Source organism: Streptomyces sp. NPDC057963 (genome assembly GCF_042887155.1).
Classification (GTDB): domain Bacteria; phylum Actinomycetota; class Actinomycetes; order Streptomycetales; family Streptomycetaceae; genus Streptomyces.
Genome location: NZ_JBHVPX010000019.1, coordinates 12,908 through 34,265, shown reverse-complemented (window position 1 = coordinate 34,265; position 21,358 = coordinate 12,908). Strand labels below are relative to the sequence as shown.

Here is a 21,358-nt window from a genome sequence, read left to right as displayed (position 1 = left end):
GCCCGGCTACCGGCTCGACCGGCGGACACCGGTGGACCCGCTCGCCCGCATCAGTGGCCCCCATGCCTCGATCAGCAGGGCGAAGTCCTCGATGTCCCCCTGGGCCTCTTCGAGCAGTCGTCCACCGCGCGCCGCCAGTAGATCGGCGAACTCGGCGTATCTTCCGCCCAGTTCACGATACGAACGGTCGAGGACACTCAGCCGGTGCACGTTCTCCGCCCGGTCCAGCCGGGCGCTCTCCCTGACCAGTCCGGCGACGGCGTCCGGCCGGACGTGATGCCGTTCGTCGAGCAGCGACGCACCGGCCGCGGCCATCCTGTCGTAGATGAAGTTGAAGTAGAGCATGGACAGGAAGAACTTCGTCAACCGCATCTGATAGGCCAGGAACCCCGTGTCGGTTCTGCGTTCGGCCGTGTAGAAGTTGACGATGTTGCGGTTGTGCAGGACACCAGGCAGCGTGCCGTCGTACACGAGGTGCATGAGGAAGTAGTCGCTGCCGATGGTGTCGGTCGCGGGCGGCAGCGGTACGCGCTCGTACACCTCGTGCCGGAAAGAGATGTTGCACATGTCCACGCGCATCGGGTCGACATGGGCCAGGGTCGAATGATCGCGGACGAACGGCTCGGCGCCCGCCCCTCTGAAGGACTCGTCGACCAGTTCTCTCTTCTGTTCGTCCGACCACTGACGAGGGGCCCAGAGGCTGACGACGTCGTAGTAGATACCGCTGTCCAGCCGGGCGATCTCACCGATGTCCACCGACAGTTCGCCGACGAAGGAGCTGCCCACCATCACCACCGGCTTGTGTGCGTGCTCCGGGGCCAGCGTGGTCTCGGACACGCCGTGCGCCGCGTCGATCGCGGCCTTTCCGAGCGAGGTGAGCTCATGGTGGATGGGAAAGACGGGCTCACCGTCCAGGACCTGATAGGTGCTGTCCGAATCCCTGCGGTGGATCGACCGGCACCCGAGCGCGCTGCCGATCAGGAACGCGCGGTTGGTGCAGGCGCCGTAGGAGACACCGGCCGGAAGCATGAGGTCGAGGACGAGCTCCGGCTTGCTGACACCGGAACGCCGGATCACCCGCTGGAGGAAGTCCCGCTGCTCCGCTTCGTCGAGGTGGTGCACGATCACGTTCGGTGCGCGGCGGGAGTCGCCGAGGACTCCGGCGTGCTCCGCGAACGCCTCGGCGTCGGAGGAGTCCAGGATCAGCAGGTGCACCTCGACATCGAAGTGACCGGCCGCGTAGTCCGCTTCCTCGCCCAGGGCCGAAATCGTCGCGGCGCAGGCCCTGTTCGTGGGAAGGGTCAGGCAGATTTTGCGCATGCCGGCTCTCCGGTCGAGCGTACGGGTTCCTGTCCGGTCCACGAGGTGAGTCCCAGCAGCTTCTCGCCGAGTCCGTCCAGCGCGGCGGTGCCGTACCTGAGGGATTCGTGCTTCGTCACGTCCCCGACCAGCGTCCCGTTCCAGTCCGGCGTGGTGAGACGGCGCCACGACTCGACCCTGGACCGCCGCAGCGCGTCGTGGGATTCCAGGGCCGGCATCATCGAGAGGTACTGAACCGCGCGCACCCCGTTCTCCGAGGTGTTGCGTGCCACGCCGTGCGCGAGCAGACCGTTCCAGATCAGCAGGTCGCCGGCCTTGAGCTCCGGTCGCACCACGGGGAAGTCCGCCCGGCCGGCATCCGGCCTGATCGGATCCCGGTCCGCCGGCTGAGCCACCTTCCACTCCTCGAACCGCCGGAACAGCTCGGGCGAGCACTGGAAACCACCCAGCTCCGGCCGGGTGTCGTTCAGTGCGATGATCCCCTGGACCCGCTGCGGCAGAACACCGAGTGTGGTGTCGACATCCCAATGGAGCTCGATGTCGAAGCCCTTGTCCGTGGGGGCGATGAGGGCGCGGTCGCGGTTCTTGACATTGGGCGGGTTGAGGTTGAGCCGGTCCAGGGTCACCCACAGTTCCTCGCAGTCCCAGACGTCGACGAACGCGTCGTAGACGCGCCGCGCCTGGCGGCTGTCCCACTGGAGCTGGTGGTGGTACGCCTCGACGAATCCATAGACGTGCAGCTCTCTGTCCAGATCCGACCGGAACGGCCTGTCCTCGTACCAGCTGTCGGGCCGGGCGGGATCGAGGCCCTGGAAGTCCCAGGTGAAATCGAACAGCCGCTTCGCCGCCGCGGCGGGAATCGCCTCCTTCACGATGACGTAGCCGTACGTCTGCCAGAAGGCGTAGTCCTCCTCGGAGAGCACGCGGAGCTCTCGCGACTTGACGATGTCCCTCAACGGCGTCCGGGCCAGATACGCCTCGCCGTCGGAGCTGAAGTAGGGGCGGTCCGATGGAGCTCGATGCAGATAGGGGTCGGGCGTCGGCATGCAATCACTCCAGGGCTCGAAGTTCTCAGTGGCTCTCGGCGGGGCCGAGCGACTGACGTGGCCCGGTCGCCCGGCCACGGCAGAGCGATGGCGGGACCGCGGCGCGTGCCGGCTGCCGCCGCCTCGTCGTCGAGGATCACGGCACCGGCAGGGACGGTGTTGTCAGAGAGTCATGCGGACGGTGTCGCGGTGACCGCGCGAGCCGGGGACGGCCGAGGCCCTTCCTTCCGACTGCCGCGACCAGGCACCAGGCACCGTGTCAGGTCGGTCCGGCGACGCGTTCGGGCTTGTGGAAGTGGACGGTTCCCAGTGTCTTGCTCACGTCTTCGCGGTCCTCCGGTCGAGCAGTTCCCACCTCGACTTTTGTCGACCGCCGGGCAGGCAACAACCCTTTCGGTGCACGCCGAATCGCCGCAGTTGCGCCCCGCGTGCCGCGTGGACGCCGCGAGGGATCAGGCCATGATCGGTCCTCGGCCCGAAGAAGGGGCTGGTTTCCATCAATTGACCGTCCGTCACATAAAAATAAGCATGCCCATGACAATCACAGCGGAGATCCGCCATCAGGATCCGGGCCGGAACCCGAGGCGGTCGCGCTATCGGACGCCGCGTCCGTGCGCCAGTTCCGCGCCGTCCGCCGGCTGTCGATTCATGAGGCACTCCGCCAGCGCCATGCCCTCGCGGTTGAGTTCGTAGAGGACGCGGGTGCCCGCCCGGTGGCGTTGCACCACGCCGGCGGAGACCAGGGCCGAAAGGTGCTGGGAGACCGTGCTGGCGGCGAGTCCCAGATGGTCGGCGAGTGCGGATGTGGTGATGGGTACCGCCAGTTCACGGACCACGGAGGCGCGCCCCCGGCCCAGCAGGATCGCCAGACGGTCCGCACGCTGCGGCCGGTCCGCGCCGTCCCGCTTCGGTTCCGCGCGCAGGAGGCCCGCTCCCCGCGCCGCGAAGGAGACCACCGTCCGCCCCTCGGCCACGGACCACCAGTGGGTGCCGTCCGCGAGCAGCATCGGCACGGCGGTCAGGCGGTCCGCGCCGTCCGTCCGCTCACGGGGCAGTCCGAGTTCATGGAGCAGTGCCACTCCCCCGCTCATTGCCAGGGTGCGCGAGCGGAAGAGGATCTCCTCCTCCAGGGAACGCGCCAGACCGACCCCGCGAGGCTCGATGGCGGCTCGCCAGAAGTGGGCGAACTCCACGGCCAGATAGCGCAGTTGCGACTCGGGATCACGGATCAGCGCGGCAATCAGCGGATCGGCGAACGCCCGCGGGTACTCCCGGGCGAGTTCGTCGCGGACCAGTCCGGGCGCCGTGCGCGCGATGCCGTCGAGCTCACCGGCGATGCTCGACCTGCGCGAAGTGACGCCCGCGGTCAGGAACGAGGGGATGCGCCCCCGGGGCCGGGCCAGCGCGGCAACGGCCCTCAGGCGCGGCGTCAGCGCCCCGTACGCCTCACGGGCCCACGCCGAATGCGGCCAGGGCGCGTCGGGGCCGTACCGGCTCAGCAGTGCGATACCGCCGAACGCCTGCCACAGCTCGCACAACGCCAGCCGCACGTCCGGGGCCTGCCGGTTCACCGGCTCCCCCGGCCTTCGCACACCCGGGCCCCCGCCTCGGCGACAGGATCCGGCACGAATGCCAACTGCTCCGCGCCTGAAGGACGTTCACCTGGAGGAAGATACGCGCCCACGACGGAAGCACGTGCCGACTCGAACATGAACCCCGCCCATTCATCGTGGTCCAGACCAATGATGAACGAGCTTTCGACAACCGCCCGGCGACTGTCAAGGATCTTGTGCCCCAGGTCACACGACCATTACGCACGGTGCGTCAGTGCATACTTTCAGCGAGATGAGTTGGTCTAGACATGTTGGCTCAACGCCTGTTAGGTTCACGCCCGTGACGCACCCCGCAGACGACGGAGCGCCGGGCCCACCCGCCTTCGGCGTACGGTGAACCCAGCGCTGGCGCCGGACAACTACCTTTTGTGATCAGACCAGTTCGGCGGTGAAGAGGAAGTTGCGCGGAACGTCCGTCACCTGGCGCGGCAGGACGAGATAGGGCCAACGGCCGGAGCCTTCCTCGCCCGGCTGCTTGATCTCCCGGACACTCCAGCCGCACTCGTCGAGCAGCTCCTCCGGCGTATCGGTGCCGAAGAGCCAGGGGGCCCCGTCCTCCTCGAGCGCCTTGATGAACGGGCGGGCCACCGGGTTGCTGAGCGCCGCGGTACTGATCAGGTCGCCGGCCACCAGCGCTCCGGGGGCGGAGAGCCGGGCCAGGGAGGCGAGCAGTCCGCGTACGGAGCTCTCCTCCAAGTAGTACAGCAGCCCTTCGACGATCCACAGCGTGCGCGCCCCACCGCTGAACCCGGCGTCGTGCAGCGCCGACTCCCAGGAACCGGCGAGGTCGACACCGACGGTCGTACGGGTCAGCCCTTCCGCCGGCTCGACACCGGCCAGCAGTTCGTCCTTGACCTCCAGCAGCGCGGCCCGGTCGAGTTCGAACACGGAAGCCTTGCGGCCCCAGTCCAACCGGTAGGGGCGGGTGTCCATGCCCGCGGCGACGAACACGACCTGATCGATGTCGTGTGCCGTGAGCGAGTTCAGCAGTACCTGGTCGAGATAGGCCGTGCGGAGCGCCAGATATTCGACGGTGACCGGACTCGCATAGCGCTCAAGCAGGGTGAATCCGGTGTCGCCCGCCACGGTCCGCGCGTACGGGTCGCTGAACAGCGCGTCGTCGCGCTCGGTTTCGAGAGCGCGGGCCGCGGCGGTCCACTGGGCGGTGTAGGAAACGGCTTCCATCACGGTGGGCTCCTCGGGAAGGGGCGGGCCGGGTGTCACTGCGCACCACGGCCCGGTTCGAAGTCGGGTCGGTCGAGAACCGCGGACAGCACAGCGGACAGGCTTCGGCCGGGGTCCGGCGCGCCGTCCCGGCTGCGCCAGGCCACGAAACCGTCGGGCCTGGCCAGGAGTGCGCCGCAGGCGCCGATACCGGCCGCGCGTTCCCAGCCGGCCGTCGGGTCGCCGGTCCCGGCGCCGTCTCCGCCGATCCGGTGCACGCCGAGATCGAGCCCGGCCGCCGCCGCGATCTTCTCGGCGGCGTCGCACCAGTCGCCGCCGTCGGGTCCGGCGAACAGCGTCCAGCGCGAGGCCGCCAGGTCGAGGGTCGAGACGCGCTCGCCGGCCACGGTCACCCAGTGATGCGGCAGGCGGGAGCCCGGGGCGCCGTCGAGCGAGGCGGCGATGTCCTCGGTGGACGGGAGCTCGGGCCGGGGATCGACGACGGCGGCCGAGTCGTACCGGTAACCGAGGTGCACCAGAGGCGTGTTGGCGACCCCGGCCTCCTGGCGCTGCGCCCCGGCGAACGGGTTCCAGTGCAGGGTCGGGTTCTTCAGCCGGAGCATGGCCTGCCGCAGGGTGAAGGCGGCCACGGGGTGCCGTTCGGCGTGGTACGTGTCCAGGAGCCCTTCGCCCGCCGTGCCGCGCAGCACCTGGGCCAGCTTCCAGGCGAGGTTGTGGGCGTCGGCGATTCCGGTGTTCATGCCGAAGGCGCCGAGCGGCGGGATGGTGTGGGCGGCGTCGCCGGCCAGGAAGACCCGGCCGTCCCTGAACCGTTCGGCGACGCGGGCCGTCAGCCGCCACGGGGCGGTGCTGAGGATCTCCACGTCCACGTCGGGCACACCGATGGCGGCGCGGACCAGTTGCTCGCACCGCTCCTGGGTGAAGTCCTCCGGCCCCTGGCCCTCCGCGGGGTCGTAGTCGACGTGCAGCATCCAGCGTTCTTCGGCGTCGACGGTGATCAGCACGGCCCAGGCGCCGGGCGCGGTGATGTCGGTCATGAACGGGATGCTGCCGAACCTGCCGTACAGATCGGCCCGGAAGACGATGTTCATCTTGGGCACGCCGAGGACGCCGGGGCCCTCGGCTCCGATGCCGAGTGCGCGTCGGACGGTGCTGGACGCGCCGTCGGCGGCGACCACGTAGTCGGCGCGCACGGTGCTGCCGTCGGCGAACCGGACGACGGCCCCGTCGTCGTGGGACTCCACGGATGTCACGGCGGCGTCGTGGCGCACCGTCGCTCCGGCGGCGCGAGCGGCCGGGGCGAGCAGTGCGTCGATCCGGTCCTGGGGGCAGTTGCCCGCCACCTCGACGGGGGTCACGGCGGCGAGCGCGGGGTTGCGGAAGTCCAGGGGGCCGCCGCCCGGCGGGAAGGACGCCTCGGCCAGGGTGGGTACGGAGTCCCGCCAGGACGCGGTGCGGGGCCGTACGGACGCCGCCGCGATGTCCCGCTCCAGGCCGGCTTCGCGGAAGAGTTCCATGGTGCGCTCGTTGATGCCGAGCGCCCGGGGGTGCTTCGTCGGTCCGGGCCGGCGTTCCACGACCAGCGCGGGGATGCCATGGCGGCCGAGGAAGAGGGCGGTGGCGAGTCCGACGGTGCCACCGCCGACGATGAGTACGGGGACTCTGGTGTCGGTCATGGGTTCCTCACTTGTGGCCTGCGGGGGCGCTGCCGCCCCCGGGAGCGGCGGCTCCGGCGGGCCGGACGCCGGGGGGCGGCCCCGGGCGCCGCATCTCCTTGGCGAGCCGGGTGCTCACCAGGACGCCGATCACGCAGATGATCGCGGTGACCATGAAGACGCTGGTGAGGGCCGAGCTGAGGCCGGAGCGGAGCAGTTCCACCAGGTCGGCGGGGAAGGCGGACTTCTCCGAGAAGAGCATCTCGCTGACGCCCCGCGGTCCGGCCTGCCTGACGAGTTCCTCGGCCTGGCCCGTGAGCTGCTTGGTCTCGTTGACGAACAGGTAGTACTGGAGGACACCGAGCATGCTCACCCCGATCATGCCGCCGAACTCACGGGCGAGCTGGGTGATCGACGATCCGATGCCCATCAGATGCGGCGGCAGCGCGGACTGGACCGCGATCATGAGGACCGGCAGACCGACCCCGGTGCCCGCCCCGATCAGCAGCGTGTACGCGGCGGTGGTCCAGGCGGACGTGCCGGTGTCCATCGTCATCAGGGTGCCGAATCCGACGGCGAGCAGGAACATGGAGAGCATTCCCATCGCCCGGATGCCCACCTTGAAGATGGCGCGGCCGGCGAAGAGACTGCCCACGATGCTGGCGACCTGGAAGGGGAAGAGGGTGAGCCCGGTCTTCCCGATCGAGCCGCCGGTGACCCCCTGGGCGAAGACGGGCACGAAGAAGATCGCGCTGTACATCACCAGGCCGATGACGAAGTTCACGACGAACGCCGCGGTCAGGGTGCTGTTGGAGAACAGCGAGAGGGGGATGATCGGTGATGCGTGCCGACGCTCGACGATCAGGAACACGACGAACGCCGCGATGCCGGTGACGAGGGCCGCCCATACGGTCCACTCCCCCAGGTCCCGCTTCTCCCCCGCCTCGTAGAGGGCGAAGAGCACCCCGGCGATCGAGTAGGTGATGAGGACGGCGCCGAGGATGTCGACCTTCTGCCCGGTGGCCTCGGTCCGGTGCTCCTGGTAGTTGCGGTGGATGAGCCAGGCGGCGATCAGCAGCAGCGGCGGGTTGATGAAGAACGCCCACCGCCATCCGACGTACTCGCCGATCCCGCTGCCGACCAGCGGGCCGAGCAGACTGCTCAGACCGAACACGGAGGCGAAGACGCCTTGCAGCCTGCTGCGCAGCCGCGGCGGGAACTGGAGCCCGATGGCCGCCATGCCGATGGGGAAGAGCGCCGCCGCGCCGAGGCCCTGCACCGCCCGCGCCGCCACCAGCTCGACCATGCCCTGGGCGACTCCGCACCATACGGAGCCCACCAGGAAAATGGTGATGCCTATATAGATCATGCGCTTCCGGCCGAAATGGTCGGAGAATTTTCCGTAGAGCGGGAGCAGCGCGGTGAGCGCGAGCATATAGCTGCCGAACACCCAGGCCGACAACTCCACATGTCCGAACTCCGCGACAATGGTGGGAGTTACGGTTCCCGCGATGGTCGAGTCGAGCGCCGAGACCGTCATAGCCAGAATGAAGCCCCATACAGGGGTCAGCAAATGACCTATCGGTTCCTTCTCGGTCTTTGTCGCAGCACTCATCCGCAACGGTTTCCTTTCCCCTGTCAACAAGCTCTGAAGGACCTTCCGCCCAGCCTGCCGGGAGCATCCGCACTGATCAACTTCCCAACGACGCAGTCTCCGTGGCGCCTCTTCCCGGTTGCGCACACCGTGACACCCGGACGGAATGGCGACTACCGTTTGCCGCGACACATACATGGAAGGGGCACTTTGATGACCGGACAGAGCGGCACCGCCAGGGGGTTCGGCACGCGAGCCGAGGTCAATATCCCAATTATCAATGAATACCGGGCAAACCGCACAGAGAAGGGGCCCGACGAGCGGGGCGCCGGCCTGCTCCTGCTGACCACGACCGGGGCACGCTCCGGGCTTCCCCGCACCAGTCCGCTCGGCTACACCACCGATGCGGGTCACCTGGTCGTCGTGGGGGCCAAGGGCGGTGCCTCGGGCCATCCCGACTGGTACCGGAATCTACTGGTGAACCCCGAAGTCACGGTGGAACAGGGGCCGCAGACCTTCCGCGCGCTGGCCACCGAGGCCGAGGGCGGGGAGCGGGCCCGGCTGTACGAACAGCATGTGAGCCTCTTCCCGGTCTACCGCGACTACGAGAAGAAGACCGACCGCCTCTTCCCGGTCGTCGTGCTGAAGCCTACCGACGGCTGACGGGAGCTCATCGCGCTGCCGTAGGGGCAGCGGAAATAGGGGGCAGGGGCCGGGCGTATTCGCCGGGCCTCTGCCCCTTTTTCATGGTGTCCGTCCGGGCCCCGCTTCCCAAAGACGCAAGCTCGCGCGTTTCCCGTCCAGAATGCGCAGCGGACCACTCCTGTTCCCCGGCCAATACTTGAGCACATCAGCCAGTGGAGGAGCAGGTTTCAGTGGACGTCATACGCGACCGAATGATTGCGGGACAGTCCTCCATCCTGGGGGTCTACAACTTCCTGGAGGAGAACGAAAGCCTGTCCGCGGAACAACTCGCGGCACGCGGGCGGCATCTCATGCGCGCACAACTAGAATTTGCACGGCAGGAGTCGCCCTACTTCGCGAATGTCCTGCGCCATCACCCGACTGACGATCTGCTGAACTCTCCGGAACGCTGGGCCGATCTGCCGTTCATGGACAAGTCCGTCCTGCTCAAGAACTTCGACATGGTCAGGACCCGGACGGACATCTCTTTCCCGCACGTGGCGCAGTACCTGTCGGACCGGTCCCTGGTGGACGAGCCGTTCAACGGTTCGGACCTCCTGGTGGTCAGCACCGCCGGCACCTCGGGCAAGCCCGGCTACTTCGTCTACGACCCGCGCGAGCAGGCCCACATCCGCGCCCAGTACTTCCGCTTCATGCGGGCGATCCTGGCCGGGATCAAGCCGCAGGGCCCGCTGCGGTCGGCGGCGATCATCGTCACCGGAGCCCACATGATCGGGTACAAGATGCAGCAGCATCTGCCGCCCGAGTTCTTCCGCATGATTCCGGTCCTGCGGGAGGGGCGCGCGGTCACCGTCGAGGAAACCGCGGCGGAGCTGGCGGACTTCAACCCGCAGGTACTCACCTGCTTCGGTTCGACGCTGCGCATGCTCACCGAGTACAAGGAGGCCAATCCGGACTTCTCCTGGCGTCCGCTCGCACTGATCAACACCGGCGCGACGCTGGAACGGGATGTGCAGCGGCGGGCGCTCGCGGCCTTCGAGGGCGTGCGCATCTTCGACCTCTACGGCTCCACGGACACCGGCTACATCGGCTGGACGTGCGAGCAGGGTTCGATGCACCTCAACACGGACTGCATGCGGATCGAGATCCTCGACGAGGACAACCGCCCCGTCGCGGACGGTGAGTTCGGATCGATCGTCATCAGCACCTACTGGCACCGCACCCTGCCGATCATCCGGTACCGGCTCGGCGATCTGATGTCGGTGAGCACCGACGGCTGTGCCTGCGGCCGGAGCCTTCCCGTGGTCAAGGAGCTTCTCGGCCGGGAGAACACCCTGCTCTACCGGCGTGCCGAGACAGGTGTCGCACCGGTCCCGCAGGGCGTCTTCATGGAGATGTTCGAGACGATCAGCGGCGTCCGCCGCTTCCGTCTGGTGCAGGAGACCCTCGACCGGGTGACCGTGTCCGTGGTGCCGCTGCCGGACAGCGCGCCGGGGCTGGCCGAGCGGGTCGCCGAGCGGGTGACCCCCGTCTTCGGTGAGGGCGCCTCGGTGGACGTACGGATCGTGGATGCTCTCGTACCGCCTGCGTCGGGCAAGCTCCTCCCGGTGGAGCGGCTCTTCGATCCGGCCGCGGAGCGCGCGGGCCTGCGATGAGAACGGGCTTCGCCGACCTCCACCACGCGGTCCTCAAGACCGACCTGTGCAGCTACTGCGGTGCCTGCGTACCGGCCTGCCCGGTCGACGTGCTCTCGTACGCGAAGGAGCAGCCGGTCATCGACGGGTCCTGCGCGTCCGGCTGCCGGGTGTGCTTCGACGTCTGCCCGGAGAACCGGGCGGGCGGCACGGTGCTCCAGGACTACATGGCGGACCACCGGCCCGATGAGGAACGGCAGTTGGTGGGCCGGCTGACCGACCCCGAGCTGCTGGCCCGGACCGGTTCGGGCGGACTGACGACCGGGCTCGCGCTGTATCTCCTGGAGTCCGGTCGCGTCGACGGAGTGGTCATGACGGGGTTCGGCGGGGACTCGGCCTGGGAACCGCGTCCGCTGATCGCGACCACGCGCGGCGAGGTGATCGCGGCGAGCGGTCCCAAGTACGCGCTCAGCCCCACACTCTCCGTGCTGGACCGCATCGCCGAGGAGGGACACGAACGGGTCATGCTCGTGGGGCTGCCCTGCCACATCGAATCGCTGCGACAGCTCCAGGCGGCCCAGGACCGGCTGGAGGAAGGGCCGCGCCGCGCGGTGCGGGCCATCACCCACGCGGTCGGACTGTGGTGCGGCAACAACTTCCGTACCGAGGGGACCGAGCGTTTCATCTCCGCCGTCGGAGTCGACCCGGCCCGGGTCACGGAAGTGGGGTACACACGACGCGACGGCAGGCTCGAATTCAGCGTCAGCACTCCGGACGGCTCCACCGGAACCCCGTTCGGCCAGTACCTGGGCTATCTGCTCGCCGGACAGACGGCCCCCTCCTGCCAGGGCTGCCGCCGCTGGCACGCCGCCTACGCCGACGTCTCCGTCGGTGGCCTGGACACCCCCGGACTGAAGTGGTCCGGATTCATGGTGCAGACGCGCGAGGGCCACGACCTGGTCAGCGGCGCCGAGGCCGCCGGCTACATCACCGTGCAGGACATGTCGCCCAACGAACGCGCCTGGCTCGCACGGAAGAACCAAGGATCCCGCGGGTTCGGAACCCCGAAACCGCTCTACAGCAAGGGGAACCAACGTTGAACGAGGGGAAGAGTCTGCGCACACGCCGCCTGATGTCCGAAGCGGGACGGTCACTGATCGTTCCCATGGACCACGGCATCAGCGTCGGCGCGACCACAGGGCTGCGTGACATCGCCGCGACGGTCGAACAGGTCTCCGACGGAGGCGCCAACGGTGTCGTCCTGCACAAGGGGCTGGTCCCCACCGTGCAGGGCAGCCTGAGGCCCGAGACGGCACTGATCGTGCACATGAGTGCCTCGACCTCACTGGGCGCCCACATCAACCGGAAGGTGGCGGTCTGCACCGTCGCCGAGGCGGTGCGGCTCGGCGCGGACGCGGTGAGCCTGCACATCAACGCCGGCACCGAGACCGAGCCCGAGCAGATCGTGGACACCGCCAAGATCGCCGAGGAGTGCGCCCTGTGGGGGGTGCCCCTGCTGGCCATGGTGTACGTCCGCAGTTCACCGGAGGACGAGCACAACCCCGTGAAGGTGGGCCACGCGGCCCGGATGGCGGCCGAACTCGGCGCCGATCTGGTCAAGTGCCACTACACCGGGGATCCCGAAACGTTCTCCCGGATCGTCGAGGGCTGCCCGGTCCCGATCCTGATCGCCGGCGGGGCGGCGCACGGAGACGTGCGCAAGCTCTTCACGACCGTGGCCGAGGCGCTCGACGCGGGTGCGGCGGGGGTGTCGATGGGCCGCAACATCTTCGAGTCGCCCGACACGACGGCCCTGACCCGCCATCTCGGCAAGCTCATCCACCACGGGTGGTCCGCGGACCGGGTCTACGCCGCCTACCAGGAACACCTCTCCTGCGACGCGCCGCTCGCGGCCGTCTGAGCCGCAATGTCCGGCCGTTCCGTTCCGGCCGTCTCCTCTGCATCTCCCTCTCCTCTCATCGAACAGAAGGCGAACATGACTGACGTCATCGACGACAAGCCCAAGGCCGCTTCGAACAAGCAGCGGGTTCCGGCACCGGCCAAGAAGACGACCGCCGCTGAGCCGGCCCCCGTGCAGGCCCCGCTGCCTCCCGGCAAGAAGTACACCTGGCACGACTTCCGCAAGATCGCCGGACGCCCCGACACCGCCGAGATCTTCGAGGCCGTGCAGCGCCTGCACGGCGACGGGGGCGGCGTCGTCATCGACGAGGAGCACCTGTCGCTGGTGCCCGCCGGTCTTCAGAAGATCAAGCTGTTCTCCGGTGTCCCGTCCCAGGAGAAGCTCGACCGGATCCGCAAGGACTACGACGTCCTCGTGCTGGACGCGGCGGTCGTGGCGAGCAACTGGTTCGTCGAGAACGAGTCCAGGATCGGCATCCCGGTCGGTGCCTCGGTCGACGTCGTCGACCCGCGCTCGCTGGAGCAGGCCGTCGAGATGACCCGTGTGGTCAAGCTCCTGCTGGTGACGTTCAAGGACACCACCAAGATCCCGCTGGAGATCGTCCTCGCGGACGCGCAGAACCACGGCTGCCAGACGGTCATGGGTGTGCAGGACAGCGTGGAGGCCAATGTGGTCTTCGGTGTCCTGGAGATCGGCGCCGACGGTGTTCTCGTCGACGTCGACGATCTGACCGCGGTCCACCGTCTCCACGAGGTGCTCGTGGCGGCACAGCGCACCCACGGACAGCAGCTGCAGAAGCTGACGATCATCGAGACCCGGCACGTGGGCATGGGCGACCGGGCCTGCCTCGACTTCACCTCGTACATGGGGCTCGACGAAGGGGTGCTGCTCGGCTGCTTCTCCGGCGGCGGCATTCTCGCCACCAGCGAGACCCACCCGCTGCCCTACATGCCGACCCGGCCGTTCCGGGTCAACGCGGGTGCCCTGCAGATGTACGTACTGGCACCGGACAACCGCACGTGGTACCTGTCCGACCTGCGGGCCGGCATGGAGGTGCTGGCGGTCCGGACGGACGGCACGGCACGTCCGGTCACCGTGGGCCGCGTCAAGATCGAGCGGCGTCCGATGCTGCAGATCATCGCGGAGGCCCCGGACGGCACCCGGATCACCACGATCATGCAGGAGGACTGGCACGTCCGGGTGTTCGGCACCGACTCCAAGCCGCGCAACATCACCGAACTCAAGCCCGGCGACGAGGTGTTCGGCTTCACCCAGGAGCCCGGCCGGCACGTGGGCGTCAAAGTGGATGAGCTGATCATTGAGCAGTGACGCATGGGACGGCATCGAGGTGGTCGACGCCCATGCCCATGCCAATCGGGCACTGGTACCGCGACTGCTCGCCACCATGGCGGCGGAGAACGTCTCGGCGGCCTTCCTGGTCGCCGGGGGCGTCGTCTCCCCCATGGAGCTGTCCCACACCATCGTGACGGAAGGTCCCGGCCGGGACGTCGACGCCGACAACGCCGAGCTGCTGGAGGCCATCGAGGGCGAACCCTCGCTCGCCGCCTTCTGCTTCGTCAACCCGCACCGGGCGGCCGGCGAGGCCGACCGGAAGCTCGTCGAGGAGTGCGCCGGGATCAAGTTCGCCCCCGGGGTGCACGGCATCGGTCATCTCGACCCCCGGGTCCAGTCGTACGTCGACCTCGCGGCGGAGCGGGGCCTGCCCGTCTACTCGCACTGCATCGGCAACGGTGCGCTCTCGGTCGAGTCGTACGCACGACTCGCCCGCCGCAACCCCGAGGTGACATTCATCCTGGGGCACGCCGGGCGCGGCAACTTCGATCTGGACGCCGCGCAGGAGATCCGGGACACCGAGAACGTGCTGTTCGAGACGTCCGGCGGATTCGACTTCGTGATCAAGAACGCGGTGGAGACGCTCGGTGCCGAACGGGTCGTGTTCGGCTCGGAGTTCCCCATCCAGCACCCGAGGGTCGAGCTGACCAAACTCGCCCTGGCCGTCGCCGAAGCGGATCTGCCGGCGGTCCTCGGGGGCAACATCCGCCGCGTCACACACACCAGGAAGGGAGGAAGCACATGACGGACCAGGACCTGCTGGCCGGCATCGTGGGCCACGCCTACCGCAACGCGCCGTACCTGCGGGCGAAGTACCGGAACGCGGGCGTCGATCCGGCGGACTGGTCGGACGGGCTCTTCGCCCGGCTGCCGTTCACCACGAAGGACGATCTGCGCCTCGCCTATCCGGAGGGCCTGCTCGCCGTCGAGCGGTCCGAGATCGCGGTCGTCCACGAGTCCAGCGGTACGACCGGCGAGCCCACTCCGGCGTACTTCACCCGGGGCGACATCGACGAGTGGCTGGAGCGGATGCTGTTCAACGGCGTCGCGCTGACGGAGCAGGACGTCGTGCTCGTCAAGACGCCGTACTCGATGCTCACCACCGCCCATCAGATGCACGGGGCGGCGCAGCGGGCCGGTGCCACGGTCGTCCCGGCGGGCAACCGGACCGAGTTGATGCCGTACAGCCGTGCACTGCGGCTGTTGCGCGACTACCGGGTGACGGTCGCCTACTGCATGCCCGTCGAGCTGATGCTCTTCGCCCGTCGGGCCCTCGACGCCGGTCTCGACCCGGCCGAGGACTTCCCGGACCTGAGGGCGGCGGTGGTCAACGGCGAGGTGCTCAGCCCCGCCAAGAAGCGCTTCCTGGAGGAGCTCTGGTCCGTCACGCTCTTCCCGGACTACGGCTCCACGGAGACCACCACGCTCGGTGGCGCGTGCGCGTACGGCACCCTGCACCTGTGGTCGGACCGCTTCCGCTTCGAGGTCCTCGACATGGCGAGCGGCCGGTGCACCCCGCGCGGCACGGGTGAGCTGGTCGTCACCTCGTACCACCGCCGGGCCATGCCGATCGTGCGGTACCGCATGGGGGACATCGTGACCGTGACCGACGCGTCGTGTCCGTGCGGCAGCGACCGGCCGCAGGTCCGGGTCCACGGCAGGGAGGCCGACCGCTTCTCGGTCCGCGGGCGTGAGCTGTTCCCGATCGACGTCGAGGACGTCGTGTACGGGGCGCTGTACGGCTGCGAACCGGTCTTCTGGTCCGGCGAGGTGGACGGCGACCGTCTGGCCCTGGAGCTGGAGGCCACGGAATCCGGGATCGCCGAAGTCCGGCGGCGGTCCGGAGAACTGGCCGCGGCGCTCGAAGGGCGTCTCGGGATGGGCTCCACCATCAGCGTCGTCCCGCCGGGCACCCGGATGACGCTCGACCGCCGCACCGAGCAGGAAGCCATGTTCAAACCCGTCTATCTGCGCACGCGTGGTCAGAGCGGGCGCGGCCTCGACTACACCGGTACTTCCCAGGAGAACTGACATGACTGACATCAGCGCACGGCCGTCGATTCCGGCCGAGGCCAAGGCCGAGATGTGGAAGGCGATGTACTTCCGTGCCCAGGCCGGCATGGAGCGGTACATGGTCTCCAACTACGGCTACGGCGCCATCGACGAGTGGATCGACTTCTCCTCCGAGGCGACCGCCAAGCAGTCCGACCGCTACAAGACCGAGGGCGCGCTTCCCTTCACCGAGAACCTCACCCGGATCCTGGGCGACTGCTGGGGGTCGGACGTCACGGTGCACGAGGCGTCGGTCGAGGCGTCGAAGCTCGACATCGACAACTGCGGCATCCTCTCCTACCGGCAGGGCGCGGCGAAGCTGGGCATCGAGCTGACCTTCGACGACCCGTGCCGCGAGTACTGCACGAAGCTCCAGTCGTCCATCGCCGCCAAGCAGGACCTCACGGCGACGTTCGAGCTCAGGCCCGGCGGCTGCTCGTGGTGCTTCACCAGGAACACGGAGACCGACGCGGAGGCGTCATGACGTCCGCCCTCCACGACGCGCCGGCCGGCGCTCTCGACGCGGACCGGCTGCGGCTGCTGCGTACGACACTGGCCCAGGCCGCCAAGTCCCCGTTCTACGCCCCGGTGCTGGCCGGCCTGGGGGCGGCCGAACTGGCGGAGGCGGACTTCGGCCTGCTGCGACGGCTGCCGTTCACCGACAAGGCTGATCTGCGCGAGGCGGGGCTGCGCATCCTGTCCGTGCCGCTCGCGGAGACCGTCCGCTACTACGAGTCGTCCGGCACCACCGGTACACCCACGCCGACGCCCAAGACGAAGAAGGACATCGCGGCCAACACGCGCGGTCTGCTGCTGAACTGGCAGCGCATCCTGCGGCCGCACCAGGACAAGGCGATCCTGCTCGTGCCCTCGGACATCGCGCCGGTGGCCGACGCGATGGTCTACGGCCTGGAGTCGATGAACGTCTTCAGCGTCCGTGCGTTCCCCTTCACCCGGGGCGTCTCCGGGTGGGACCAGATCGTACGGATCTGCCAGCAGACCGGCATCAACACCGTCCTCACCACCCCGGGTCTGAGCCTGCACTTCTACGCGGAGCTCAAGAGCCGCGGCATCGACCCGACCGCCTTCGGCATCCGCAACATCCTGCTCCTGGGCGAGCTGCTCACGGAGCCCATGCGGGCCATGCTGGAGCGGATGTGGGACGCCCAGGTCTACATCAACTCCTACGGATCCTCGGAGATGGGGACCTGCTCCACCTCGTGCCCCGAGAAGCGCATGCATCTGCTGGAGCACATGTACCACTTCGAGTGGGTGGACCCCCAGACCGGTGCGCCCACGTCGGCGGAGGTCGCCGAGCTCGTCGTCACCACGCTGACCGCGGACGCCCGGCCGCTGCTCCGCTACCGCACCGGGGACCTGGTGCGCCGTCGGCCCGGCGGCTGCGCCTGTGGTCTCGAACTGCCGGTGGTGGAGGTGCTGGGCCGCACCACCGACGAGCTGGAGATCGCGGGCCGCCGGCTGCGTCCTTACGACATCGAGGAGATCGTCTACGCGATTCCGGGCCTCCTCGGCTACTGCATCCGCTTCGAGGACGACGGCCGGCCCCTGCTCTGCCTGGAGGTGGAGCGGGACCACCAGGACGACGCCCGGTGCGCCGAGATCGTCCGGCTCGCCGAGACGGCCCTGGCCGCGCGCGAACTGCCGCTGGAGGTCGAGCTGTCCTTCGACTTCAACGAACTCACCAAGCGGGGAGGTGGCTTCAAGAATTGGAAACTCACCCACGTAGTGCGGAAATGACCGTCCGGAGAGCCTGGCAGCTCGACGGCTGGGTCACCACGGTCCGGCTGAGCGACGACCGGGTGGCTGCGGCCGTCGCCCCCGGGCGGCTCGCCCTGGGCAGCTGGGGAAGTGCCGCACCGGACCATCTGATCGGTTTCGACAGCGCCGTCACCGACATCGCCGTCCATCCGGACGGCTGGCTGCTCTCCCTGGAGGCGGGGGCCGTCGTACTGGTCTCCCCCCAGGGCCGGCGGCTGGAACGGCGCAACGGGGTCGGCGGTTGGCGCCTGGCACCGGACGCGCACGGCCATCTCGCGGTGAGCCGGAACGGTTCCGTCGCTCTGATCGACCGTCATCTGAACGTGCTGTGGGCCGAGTCGGGGCCCTCCGCCTGGGACATCTGCCTCGGGCACGACCGGGTCACCACGCCGAGCACCGAAGGCTCGGTGACCTGCCGGGCCCACGCGACCGGGGAACTGCTCTGGGAACGCACCGAGGGCTTCCCGGTGTACGGATGCGCCGCGGTCGACGAGGGCTTCGCGGTGGGCACGGCCGAGGGCGCGCTGATCGTCCTCGACCTGTCCGGCGCGCCGCTGCACCGCCGGGAGACCCACGCCGTACGCATGGTGACCAGCGACGACGGAGGGCTGCTGGCGGCCTGCGTGGACGGAACCCTGCGGTCGTACGACTCCGGGCTCTCGGAGCGCTGGCGCTTCACCACGGGGTCCTGGGTGAAGGGCGTGGACGCCCGGTCCGGCACCATCGCCGTCGCCTCCGCCGACCATCACCTCTACCTCCTGGACCGCGAGGGCCGTGAACTCGGCCGCCACCGGGCCGGCCACACGGTCCTGTCGGTCGCACGGGAGGGCGGCCGGCTCGCCGCCGGTTCGGCCGACGGGCTGCTCTACTTCCTCGTTCCGCCGTCCTGACCCCGCCGCCCGCCGTCACCACTCACTTTCCAGCCCGACATTCAAAGGAGCACCACACATGTCTGACTACCTCGCGTCGAAGGTGGACGCCTGCGTCGTCGGTGCCGGACCCCATGGCCTCGCGCTGGCGAAGGCCCTGCTGGACGCGGGCCACAGCGTCGCCGTGGTGGACCGGGAAACCGACCGTTCGAGCAAGCGCCAGACCATGCTGATACAGCCGGGCGCCATCAAGGTGCTGGACTCCCTGGGGGTGCGCGAGGCGGTGGAGGCGGACACCCACCGGCTGGACGGCTACGACTACTACGTCGACGGGGACCGCATCGCCGCGCTGCGCTACGCCGACATCGAGGACAGCCCGTTCGCGTACGGCCTGGGCGTGCCGTACCGGGTCATGCAGCACGCGTTCCTCGACGAGCTCCTCAAGCACCCCGGCTTCCAGATCTTCGACGGGTCGGTGGTCGGTTCCCTGCTGAAAGACGCCTACGGCGTCCTCAACGGGGTGGCCTTCACCCAGGACGGCGCCGAGCGCGTCCTGGAATGCCGGCTGGTGGTCGCCGCGGACGGTGAGGGCTCCCCCACCCGTGACCTCGCCGGCATCCCGGTACAGCCCGCCGCCTGGGACTACGAGGCGATCACCTTCCTCGCGCCGCGCCCCGACGACTGGCCGTCGGTGCTGAGCAACTACCGTGCCAGCGACAACCGCTACCTCGGTCTGGCCGCCTATGCGCCCGACGAGGTCAGTGTGCTGTGGGGCATCCGCAGCGGTTCGTTCGACGAGGTGAAGGCGCAGGGGTTCGAGACGTTCCTGGAGCGGATCCTCTCGGTGGAGCCGCGGCTGCGCCCGAGCCTGAAGGGTCTGCGCGGCTGGGAGGACGTACGCCACCACACCTTCCCCGGGCACATCGCCGACACGTGGGTGGCCGACGGTGTGATGCTGATCGGCTCCACCGCGCACAGCCTGACCACGTTCGGCGGGCAGAACATGAACCTGGCGCTGTACGACGCCCAGTCCGCGGCCAGGACGGCCGCTCGGGCGCTCGCCGAGAACGACGTCTCGGCCGGCTCGCTGGCCGAGTACGAGAAGGAGCGCCGGCCGCTGGTCGAGAACATCGCCAAGTTCCAGACCCAGGCCGCGGCTCCGGACACCGACGGTTCGGGCGGCCCTGCCGCGCAGGCCGTCGCCGCCGGACTGCAACAGATGTTCCGTTCGATGGCCCTCGGTCCGAGCGCCTGGCAGACCGCGCCCGCCGCGTCGGCCGCGGGGTCTTCCCGGGGCCCGGGTGCCTTCGACCCTTCGATGATCCCGACCGAGATCTACCGCTTCGACTTCCGCTACGACGCCGCACTCAACTGGGCCTGGAAGAAGGCTCCGAAGAACGATCCGGTGATGACCGAGATCGGCATGTACGCCTGGGAGAAGAACGTTCCGATCATCGGTCCGCTGTCCGGGCGTCTGCTGTGGCAGCTGGCGAAGATGTCCGGCGCCAAGCGGGTGTTCGAGTTCGGTTCGGCGGTCGGGTTCTCCACCATCTGGCTGGCCCGCGCCGTCGGCCCCGAGGGCAAGGTCTACTACACCGAGTCCGATCCCGAACTCGCCGCCAAGGCCGCGTCGTTTATCGAGAAGGCGGGTGTCTCGGACCGGGTCGAGATCCTGGTCGGGGACGCGATGGAGTCCTTCCGTTCGGTCGAGGGCGACTTCGACCTCATCCTGTGCGACATCGACAAGCGGCTCTATCCGGAGGTGTTCGCCGTGGCTCTGCCCCGGCTGGTCGGCGGCGGACTGTTCGTCGCCGACAACATCTTCTGGAACGGAGACGCGCTGACCGGCTACACGCGGGACCCGATGGGCAAGGCGATCGGTGAGACGGTGGACGCGATGCTCGCCGAGGAATCCCTGTTCACCACCCTGATCCCGCTCGGGGACGGGCTCGCGGTCGGATACAAGGAATGACCGTCCGGCTCGTCGCGCTCGGCGGCAGTATCGGGCACTCCGGCCGGCCGTCGCGGACCGAGACCGCGCTGCGGCGCGCGGCGGCCGCCGCGGTCGGCGCCGGGGCGGAGGCGGAGTTCTTCGTCGGAGAGCAGTTGCGGCTGCCGCTCTACGATCCCTCGTCGTCCGTCCGGGACCCGAAGGCACGGCGGATGCTGGAGGCCGTGCGGCAGGCCGATGCGCTGCTGATCGCGTCACCCGCGTACCACGGCGCGGTCTCCGGTCTGGTCAAGAACGCGTTGGACTACTTCGAGGATCTGCGCGAGGACTCCCGTCCGTATCTGGAACAGCGGGTGGTCGGCTGCATCGGGGTGGGGGCGGGGCCGCAGGGCCCGGCCGCCGCGCTGCGCAGCCTGCGGGACATCGTGCACGCGCTGCGCGGCTGGCCGGCACCGCTCGGTGTGGTGATCGGCGCCGCGGCCACCGATCTCTCGGGCGGTCCGGAGGACCGCACGGCGGACCAGCTGAGTTCGATGGGGATCGAGGTCACCGATTTCGCCCGCACCCGGGCGGCGGCACGTCCGCTGCTCGGCTGACGGGACGGCAGAAGGAACCATGGCGCCGAGCGGGGCCATGCCAGCGACGGAAAGGGGGCTCACTCGATGGAACACCCCATCATCTACGGCGTGTGTCATGACCTCCGGGTTGCCCGGGTAACGGTCCGCGGCGCTCCCACGCAGT

General features: G+C 69.0%; 18 protein-coding genes. 12 read left to right on the top strand and 6 right to left on the bottom strand.

Going from position 1 to position 21,358, the window contains the following annotated elements:
- Nucleotides 1-6 precede the first annotated feature (6 nt).
- From ACFVT1_RS32295 to ACFVT1_RS32270, 6 genes are all read right to left on the bottom strand, one after another.
- Nucleotides 7-1,320 (bottom strand): DUF6271 family protein, encoded by a 1,314-nt coding sequence (locus ACFVT1_RS32295; RefSeq protein WP_389801867.1) that lies wholly within the window; start codon nt 1,318-1,320, stop codon nt 7-9.
- Nucleotides 1,302-2,366 carry a phytanoyl-CoA dioxygenase family protein gene (locus ACFVT1_RS32290; protein ID WP_389801864.1) on the bottom strand — a complete coding sequence of 355 codons (1,065 nt, stop codon included), beginning with the start codon at nt 2,364-2,366 and terminating at the stop codon, nt 1,302-1,304. The genes ACFVT1_RS32295 and ACFVT1_RS32290 overlap by 19 nt, the downstream gene beginning before the upstream one ends.
- Before the next feature lie 593 nt (nt 2,367-2,959).
- Nucleotides 2,960-3,937, bottom strand: coding sequence for an ArsR/SmtB family transcription factor (locus tag ACFVT1_RS32285; RefSeq protein WP_389801861.1), 978 nt, complete (start codon nt 3,935-3,937; stop codon nt 2,960-2,962).
- Nucleotides 3,938-4,351: 414 nt separating this feature from the next.
- The gene (locus ACFVT1_RS32280) at nt 4,352-5,164 is read right to left on the bottom strand and encodes a class I SAM-dependent methyltransferase (RefSeq protein WP_389802007.1); all 813 of its coding nucleotides are present in this window, start codon (nt 5,162-5,164) and stop codon (nt 4,352-4,354) included.
- 35 nt (nt 5,165-5,199) lie between these two features.
- A complete protein-coding gene (locus ACFVT1_RS32275; protein ID WP_389801858.1) occupies nt 5,200-6,840 on the bottom strand; it encodes an FAD-dependent monooxygenase in 1,641 nt (546 codons plus the stop codon).
- A 7-nt stretch (nt 6,841-6,847) separates the two neighbouring features.
- Nucleotides 6,848-8,434, bottom strand: a complete 1,587-nt coding sequence (locus ACFVT1_RS32270) for an MFS transporter (protein WP_389801855.1) — start codon at nt 8,432-8,434, stop codon at nt 6,848-6,850.
- Between the two features lie 192 nt (nt 8,435-8,626).
- Here ACFVT1_RS32270 and ACFVT1_RS32265 point away from each other — a divergent pair, with 192 nt between their 5' ends.
- The 12 genes from ACFVT1_RS32265 to ACFVT1_RS32210 all read left to right on the top strand — a co-directional run bounded on the left by ACFVT1_RS32265 (nt 8,627) and on the right by ACFVT1_RS32210 (nt 21,213).
- Nucleotides 8,627-9,076 (top strand): nitroreductase family deazaflavin-dependent oxidoreductase, encoded by a 450-nt coding sequence (locus ACFVT1_RS32265; protein ID WP_389801852.1) that lies wholly within the window; start codon nt 8,627-8,629, stop codon nt 9,074-9,076.
- A gap of 212 nt (nt 9,077-9,288) precedes the next feature.
- On the top strand, nt 9,289-10,713 hold the full coding sequence (locus tag ACFVT1_RS32260; RefSeq protein WP_389801849.1) for a phenylacetate--CoA ligase family protein: 1,425 nt from the start codon (nt 9,289-9,291) through the stop codon (nt 10,711-10,713).
- Nucleotides 10,710-11,792, top strand: a complete 1,083-nt coding sequence (locus tag ACFVT1_RS32255; RefSeq protein ID WP_389801846.1) for a Coenzyme F420 hydrogenase/dehydrogenase, beta subunit C-terminal domain — start codon at nt 10,710-10,712, stop codon at nt 11,790-11,792. The genes ACFVT1_RS32260 and ACFVT1_RS32255 overlap by 4 nt, the downstream gene beginning before the upstream one ends.
- Nucleotides 11,789-12,613, top strand: a complete 825-nt coding sequence (locus ACFVT1_RS32250) for a class I fructose-bisphosphate aldolase family protein (RefSeq protein WP_389801843.1) — start codon at nt 11,789-11,791, stop codon at nt 12,611-12,613. The genes ACFVT1_RS32255 and ACFVT1_RS32250 overlap by 4 nt, the downstream gene beginning before the upstream one ends.
- Nucleotides 12,614-12,688: 75 nt before the next feature.
- Nucleotides 12,689-13,942: a 3-dehydroquinate synthase II gene (locus tag ACFVT1_RS32245; protein WP_389801841.1), complete on the top strand. Its 1,254-nt coding sequence runs from the start codon at nt 12,689-12,691 to the stop codon at nt 13,940-13,942.
- On the top strand, nt 13,932-14,711 hold the full coding sequence (locus tag ACFVT1_RS32240; RefSeq protein WP_389801838.1) for an amidohydrolase family protein: 780 nt from the start codon (nt 13,932-13,934) through the stop codon (nt 14,709-14,711). Before ACFVT1_RS32245 ends, ACFVT1_RS32240 begins: the two co-directional genes overlap by 11 nt.
- Complete coding sequence (locus ACFVT1_RS32235) at nt 14,708-15,997, top strand: phenylacetate--CoA ligase family protein (protein WP_389801835.1); 1,290 nt, start codon at nt 14,708-14,710, stop codon at nt 15,995-15,997. The genes ACFVT1_RS32240 and ACFVT1_RS32235 overlap by 4 nt, the downstream gene beginning before the upstream one ends.
- A gap of 1 nt (nt 15,998) precedes the next feature.
- Entirely contained in the window at nt 15,999-16,502 is a 504-nt protein-coding gene (locus ACFVT1_RS32230; RefSeq protein ID WP_389801832.1) for a hypothetical protein, read from the top strand.
- Nucleotides 16,499-17,776, top strand: a complete 1,278-nt coding sequence (locus ACFVT1_RS32225) for a phenylacetate--CoA ligase family protein (RefSeq protein WP_389801829.1) — start codon at nt 16,499-16,501, stop codon at nt 17,774-17,776. The genes ACFVT1_RS32230 and ACFVT1_RS32225 overlap by 4 nt, the downstream gene beginning before the upstream one ends.
- On the top strand, nt 17,773-18,687 hold the full coding sequence (locus ACFVT1_RS32220) for a WD40 repeat domain-containing protein (protein WP_389801826.1): 915 nt from the start codon (nt 17,773-17,775) through the stop codon (nt 18,685-18,687). The genes ACFVT1_RS32225 and ACFVT1_RS32220 overlap by 4 nt, the downstream gene beginning before the upstream one ends.
- 58 nt (nt 18,688-18,745) lie before the next feature.
- Nucleotides 18,746-20,638, top strand: coding sequence for an FAD-dependent monooxygenase (locus ACFVT1_RS32215; RefSeq protein ID WP_389801823.1), 1,893 nt, complete (start codon nt 18,746-18,748; stop codon nt 20,636-20,638).
- Complete coding sequence (locus ACFVT1_RS32210) at nt 20,635-21,213, top strand: NADPH-dependent FMN reductase (RefSeq protein WP_389801820.1); 579 nt, start codon at nt 20,635-20,637, stop codon at nt 21,211-21,213. Before ACFVT1_RS32215 ends, ACFVT1_RS32210 begins: the two co-directional genes overlap by 4 nt.
- Nucleotides 21,214-21,358 lie beyond the last annotated feature (145 nt).

Coding starts and splice junctions, on each gene's coding strand:
- ACFVT1_RS32295 (WP_389801867.1), bottom strand. CDS start 1,320: ATGCGCAAAATCTGCCTGACCCTTCCCACGAACAGGGCCTGCGCCGCG.
- ACFVT1_RS32290 (WP_389801864.1), bottom strand. CDS start 2,366: ATGCCGACGCCCGACCCCTATCTGCATCGAGCTCCATCGGACCGCCCC.
- ACFVT1_RS32280 (WP_389802007.1), bottom strand. CDS start 5,164: ATGGAAGCCGTTTCCTACACCGCCCAGTGGACCGCCGCGGCCCGCGCT.
- ACFVT1_RS32275 (WP_389801858.1), bottom strand. CDS start 6,840: ATGACCGACACCAGAGTCCCCGTACTCATCGTCGGCGGTGGCACCGTC.
- ACFVT1_RS32270 (WP_389801855.1), bottom strand. CDS start 8,434: ATGAGTGCTGCGACAAAGACCGAGAAGGAACCGATAGGTCATTTGCTG.
- ACFVT1_RS32265 (WP_389801852.1), top strand. CDS start 8,627: ATGACCGGACAGAGCGGCACCGCCAGGGGGTTCGGCACGCGAGCCGAG.
- ACFVT1_RS32255 (WP_389801846.1), top strand. CDS start 10,710: ATGAGAACGGGCTTCGCCGACCTCCACCACGCGGTCCTCAAGACCGAC.
- ACFVT1_RS32245 (WP_389801841.1), top strand. CDS start 12,689: ATGACTGACGTCATCGACGACAAGCCCAAGGCCGCTTCGAACAAGCAG.
- ACFVT1_RS32235 (WP_389801835.1), top strand. CDS start 14,708: ATGACGGACCAGGACCTGCTGGCCGGCATCGTGGGCCACGCCTACCGC.
- ACFVT1_RS32230 (WP_389801832.1), top strand. CDS start 15,999: ATGACTGACATCAGCGCACGGCCGTCGATTCCGGCCGAGGCCAAGGCC.
- ACFVT1_RS32225 (WP_389801829.1), top strand. CDS start 16,499: ATGACGTCCGCCCTCCACGACGCGCCGGCCGGCGCTCTCGACGCGGAC.
- ACFVT1_RS32220 (WP_389801826.1), top strand. CDS start 17,773: ATGACCGTCCGGAGAGCCTGGCAGCTCGACGGCTGGGTCACCACGGTC.
- ACFVT1_RS32215 (WP_389801823.1), top strand. CDS start 18,746: ATGTCTGACTACCTCGCGTCGAAGGTGGACGCCTGCGTCGTCGGTGCC.
- ACFVT1_RS32210 (WP_389801820.1), top strand. CDS start 20,635: ATGACCGTCCGGCTCGTCGCGCTCGGCGGCAGTATCGGGCACTCCGGC.